Origin of the sequence: Streptomyces sp. NPDC059564, from assembly GCF_042735575.1 — a bacterium.
GTDB lineage: Bacteria > Actinomycetota > Actinomycetes > Streptomycetales > Streptomycetaceae > Streptomyces.
The window spans coordinates 1-2,006 of sequence record NZ_JBHWBP010000630.1; the positions used below are offsets into that span (position 1 = coordinate 1).

The 2,006-nt window shown below is 74.2% G+C and carries 4 protein-coding genes; all 4 read right to left on the bottom strand.

Translation table 11 applies throughout. The features are described from left to right. Positions 1-32: 32 nt before the first annotated feature. Positions 33-248 carry a DUF5302 domain-containing protein gene (locus ACFV0Q_RS41055; RefSeq protein ID WP_385013158.1) on the bottom strand — a complete coding sequence of 72 codons (216 nt, stop codon included), beginning with the start codon at positions 246-248 and terminating at the stop codon, positions 33-35. 83 nt (positions 249-331) lie between these two features. After that, positions 332-607 carry a hypothetical protein gene (locus tag ACFV0Q_RS41060; RefSeq protein WP_385013159.1) on the bottom strand — a complete coding sequence of 92 codons (276 nt, stop codon included), beginning with the start codon at positions 605-607 and terminating at the stop codon, positions 332-334. Continuing rightward, positions 604-1,365 (bottom strand): HNH endonuclease family protein, encoded by a 762-nt coding sequence (locus tag ACFV0Q_RS41065; protein ID WP_385013161.1) that lies wholly within the window; start codon positions 1,363-1,365, stop codon positions 604-606. The genes ACFV0Q_RS41060 and ACFV0Q_RS41065 overlap by 4 nt, the downstream gene beginning before the upstream one ends. Before the next feature lie 84 nt (positions 1,366-1,449). Then, the coding region (locus ACFV0Q_RS41070) for a restriction endonuclease (RefSeq protein WP_385013162.1) at positions 1,450-2,006 on the bottom strand (557 nt) is incomplete at its 5' end.

Below are 2,006 nucleotides of genomic sequence, written 5' to 3' on the forward strand. Positions count from 1 at the left end.
GATCCCCGGCGGCCCCCGGCGGCCCCGGGGCCTCAGCCGGTCTTGCGGCGGACCTTCTTGTTCTTGCCCCCGGCCCCGCTGCTGGAGCCCTGGACCTTCGCCCGGCTCTGGTGCGACTGCTGCGACTGCGCGTTCGCGGCGTTGCGCTCCAGCGCCTCGCGGAACTTGCGCTTGGCCGCCTCGGCGGGGGATTCGTCCTGCGGAACGTCCTCCTGCGGGACGTCCGGGGTCTCTGGTGCGTCAGCCATGTCTCTGCCTCCTGGAGTGATCAAGTCAGCCCAGTCTGTCAGCCGCGCCCTCCACAGGCCATCGGGATCGGCCCGGGCGGCCGTCAGGCGGGCGGAGCGGGGGCCTCGGCGCCGCCACCGGCACGGATGCCGGCCAGCGCGGCCGTGTGCAGGACGAACGGATCGCCGTGCGCCACCGGGCTGCCGGTCAGTGTGTACCACTCGTCCGCGTCCGTGTACTGGACGTCGAAGCGGACCGTGCCGTCCGACCCCTCGGTCGTCCGCAGCGTGAGCGGACCGGTGATCACGCCGACCTCGTCGGTCATGGCCCCGCCGGGACCGGCGAGGACCTCGTCCTGCCACTGGTGGCGCTCGGTCATGACGTGCAGGTGTCGAGCATGGTGGTGAGCGTGGCCCGCTCCGCGTCGGTGACGGTCAGGCCGTACTGGGACTTCACGGTGGTCCAGGCCCGCCCGTACTGGCACCAGCTGGACTTGTCCGTGGGCTGCCACAGGTCGGGGCTCTGGTCGCCCTTGGAGCGGTTCGAGGACGCCGAAACCGCCAGCAGCTGCGGCCGGGTCAGGTCGTTCGCGAAGGCCTTGCGCCGGGCCGCGTCCCATCCGGCGGCCCCCGAGCGCCAGGCTTCGGCGAGCGGCACCATGTGGTCGATGTCCAGCTTCGAGGCCTCGGTGACCGTCGCCCCGTCGTACAGGCTCTTCCAGCGGCCGGTCAGGGCGCGGCACTCGGAGTCCTGGGTGACGTCGACGCCGTCCCGCTTGAGGACCACCTCGCGGGTGTCGCACTTGTTGCCCTGCTCGGCCCAGTGCGTGAACTTGTCGCGGCTGTACCCGGCCATCGTGCCGGGCTTGCCGGTCGTCAGCGCCGCGAGCCGGGTCCGGGCCACCGCCGCGGTGACCATGCCGGGCAGTACGTCGCCCGGGGCCGGCTGGCCGGCGGCGCCGGAGGGGGCGGGGGTTCGGGGGGAGGGGGCGCTCGCGCTGGCCGTCGCTTTCGCGCTCGGCGTGCTCGAGGCCTTTGCGTCACCGGAGGAGCCCTGGCCGCTGTTCCCGCATCCGCTCGCGCCGAGCAGCAGCGCCACGGCCACCGCCGCACCGCGTACACCTGTCTGACGACCCATGACCCCACCCCGAGGAGACTCCACTGACCCGGGAAGACTACCCATAACCGGACATCCAACCCCGCACCGGGCTTCGCGGAGTGTCTACGTGTGCAGCGGGTCCGGCGGCAGGCGCAGCAAATCGGCCAGCGGCGAGCCCTGTTCGGCCCACCGGCGCAGCAGCTCCCGGTCGATCCAGCGCACTCCGTGCCGGTCGCCCCACGCCTTGGCGTCCTGTGTGAAACCGCCGTTGGTGACGACCACGGCGTGGTCGGCCCGGTGCACCGGGCCCGCCGTGCCCTTCACCTCGTGCATCACCGACGAGCCGACGGCGGCGCCGGTACGGGTGTGCCGCGCCTGGACGACGATGCGGCCGCGCCACGCGTCGTCGCCGATCACCTCGCCGATCACCTCGGCCGCCCGGGCGCCGCCTCCGCCTCCGCCTCCGCCCCGGCCCACCGTCCGGGCCGGCCAGCCGTCGCGGATCAGCAGGTCCCGCAGCGCGTACTCGAACTCCTCGTGGCCCATGGCGTCGAACTCCGCCAGGGTGATCCGGAGGGTGGCGAGGCGCGTGGCCGCGTGCCGGCGGGCCGCCGCGGCGTGCAGCGCGTGCCGGCCGGCCGCGGCGGCCGCCGCGAGGGCCACGGCCAGCAGGACGGGCC

Bases quoted from the DNA above. Each gene is read 5' to 3' on its own strand.
- ACFV0Q_RS41055 (WP_385013158.1), bottom strand. From the start codon at position 248: ATGGCTGACGCACCAGAGACCCCGGACGTCCCGCAGGAGGACGTTCCG.
- ACFV0Q_RS41060 (WP_385013159.1), bottom strand. From the start codon at position 607: ATGACCGAGCGCCACCAGTGGCAGGACGAGGTCCTCGCCGGTCCCGGC.
- ACFV0Q_RS41065 (WP_385013161.1), bottom strand. From the start codon at position 1,365: ATGGGTCGTCAGACAGGTGTACGCGGTGCGGCGGTGGCCGTGGCGCTG.